Genomic DNA, 2,579 nt, shown 5'->3' on the forward strand with positions numbered 1-2,579 from the left:
TACTTGGCGTTGGATTGTTGATATGGTAAAAATAAATGAGAGGAGACACATATCCTCTCATTTATTATTTTCAAAAAGTTGACGAAGGAGGAGCACTTATTGTGGATGACCATTATTATGAACGACTTTTGTCCAAGGTAGAGAAAACCATCGATAATTGCTCAGATGAAGCGATCACGTTGAGCGATTATTTGGCCAATCATCCCGAAGTTTCAGAACACGAGTTTCAGTCCAGTAAAAAACATGTGGAGCTTCTTTCTTGCCATGGTTTTGAGGTGGAATATCCCTTTTTAGGTATTCCGACGGCTTTTTGCGCTACAAAATCTAATGGAGAAGGAGCAAAAGTTGCTTTATTAGTGGAATACGACGCGCTTCCAGAAATTGGCCATGCCTGTGGCCATTGCCTCCACGGAGCGATGTCCACGCTTGCGGCCATTGGACTAGCTTCCGTCTTTGACGAAGTAAAAGGAGAGTTGCGCGTTATAGGAACGCCTGCCGAAGAGACAAACGGCGCGAAGGTTACAATGGCCGAACAGGGCGTCTTCGATGACCTGGATTTAGCCATCATGATCCATTCTTCAGGAAATAAAAGCTACGTTAAATATAAAAGCCTTGCAATGGACGCGATAGAATTTAGCTACAAGGGAAAACCTGCCCACGCGGCAAGCGCTCCTTGGGAGGGCCGAAATGCCTTAAACGGCGTCCAACTTTTCTTTCATGCCATTGACATGTTAAGACAACATGTGAAACCCGAAGTACGGATGCATGGAATAATTTACAAGGGCGGCGATGCTCCAAATATCGTTCCCGAGATGGCTATTTGCAGGTTTTATTTTAGGGCGCCGACCAGGGCTTATTTAGACTATTTGGTCGATCGCGTGAGAAGAATTGCCCTTGGCGCAGCTATGGCCTCTGAAACGGAAGTCACCATGAAGAACTTTGAATTTAGCTTTGACAATATGATAGAAAATAAGACAGCAGAGGAGAAAATGGCCGAGATAATGAAGGAACTGGGCATCGAGCTCAGTGAGCCGGAAGGCTATGAAGGCTCTTCCGATATGGGCAACGTAAGCTACAGGTGTCCCGCTTTGCAGCCCAAGCTTGCTATAAGCGATGTGCCTTTAGTAACGCACAGTCGGGAGTTCGCAGATGCTGTAGTAACTCCTAGAGCGCACGAAGCTTTAATTTTGGGTAGTAAAGCTTTAGCTAGGATGGCCCTTGCCGTTTATTTGGATGAAGATTTAAGGAGCGCCATCAAAGAAGATTTTAAAAAAGCCAAGGAGCAGGAAGAAGTTTTCTGAGCCAATCTTAACTTTAAAAGAAGGGGATGAAAAAATGCTTTCGTTAGAGGAGATAAGGCAAGCGCAGGATCGCATAAAGGCATGGATTCACAGAACTCCAATATTTTCATCGGCAACCTTTAGCCAAATTGCCGGAAACGAAGTTTATTTAAAAGCAGAAAATTTACAAAAAAGCGGAGCCTTTAAGTTCAGAGGGGCTATGAACTTCATGCTTTCCATGAGTGAGGAGGAAAGATGCAAGGGCGTTGTTACGGGATCCTCGGGTAATCACGGTCAAGCCCTGGCATGTGCTGCCAAGATTTTAGGGGTAAAGGCGGTTGTAGTTGTGCCAGAAGATGTCTCTCCTGCTAAGTTAGCAGCAATTGAAGGATATGGAGCTGCGATAGAAAGATGTGGGCATTCCTCAACGGAGCGAATAGCCCGTGCAATGGAGATTGCTGAACTTGAGGGCATGACATTTGTCCCTCCCTTTGATCATCCTTGGATTATGGCAGGCCAAGGAACGGCTGGCCTGGAGATCGTCGAAGATATGCCTGATGTCGATGCCGTACTAGTCCCTTGTGGCGGTTGTGGCTTGATTTCTGGAGTGGCCACAGCGCTAAAGGAATCTCTGAAAGGGGTAAAAGTCTTCGGCGTTGAACCGGAGGGCAGCAATAGCACTTATTTGTCCTTTAAGGCAGGGCACATAGTCGAACTGACAGATATCAATACGATCGCAGATGGCCTAAGGACTGCAAATCCCGGTAAGATTACCTTTCCGGTTGTCCAGAAGTATGTCGATGATATCCTTTTGGTATCGGAAGAAGAGATAAAAAATGCGGTTGTTTTGCTATTAGAAAGGGCAAAATTACTCGTAGAGCCATCGGGTGCAGTGCCAGTGGCTGCGCTCCTTTATGGCAAGGTACCTTTAAAGAACAAAAAGGTAGTGGCCCTGATGTCCGGTGGCAACGTAGACTTATCATTGCTTGGCAAATGGATCGAGGAAGTAAAGGCTAAAAAGTGAAGCTTTTGGTCAGCGCCTGTCTTGTTGGGTGTCCTTGCAGGTATGACGGAAGAGCTTTTGAGAACGAAATCTTGAAAGCCTTAGTGAGAAAAGGCTTAGCTGTTGCTGTATGCCCTGAAATATCAGGAGGGCTTTCCATTCCGAGGCCTAAAGCCGAGATAGTTGGCGGGACAGGAGATGACGTTTTGTCTGGCCACGCCAAGATTTTAAACGAATGGGGCGAGGATGTAACGCCCCATTTTTTAATTGGAGCTTTCAAGGTTTTGGATATCGCC

The 2,579-nt window shown here is 46.1% G+C and carries 3 protein-coding genes; all 3 read left to right on the plus strand.

The window, feature by feature from the left end; translation table 11 throughout:
- Window positions 1–101: 101 nt before the first annotated feature.
- Entirely contained in the window at window positions 102–1,301 is a 1,200-nt protein-coding gene (locus Q7P41_RS08730; RefSeq protein WP_303883538.1) for a M20 family metallopeptidase, read from the plus strand.
- Window positions 1,302–1,335: 34 nt separating this feature from the next.
- Window positions 1,336–2,304 carry a threonine/serine dehydratase gene (locus Q7P41_RS08735; RefSeq protein ID WP_303883540.1) on the plus strand — a complete coding sequence of 323 codons (969 nt, stop codon included), beginning with the start codon at window positions 1,336–1,338 and terminating at the stop codon, window positions 2,302–2,304.
- On the plus strand, window positions 2,301–2,579 hold a 279-nt coding region (locus Q7P41_RS08740), incomplete at its 3' end, for a DUF523 domain-containing protein (protein WP_303883542.1). The genes Q7P41_RS08735 and Q7P41_RS08740, both read left to right, overlap by 4 nt.

This window comes from Acetomicrobium mobile (assembly GCF_937920065.1).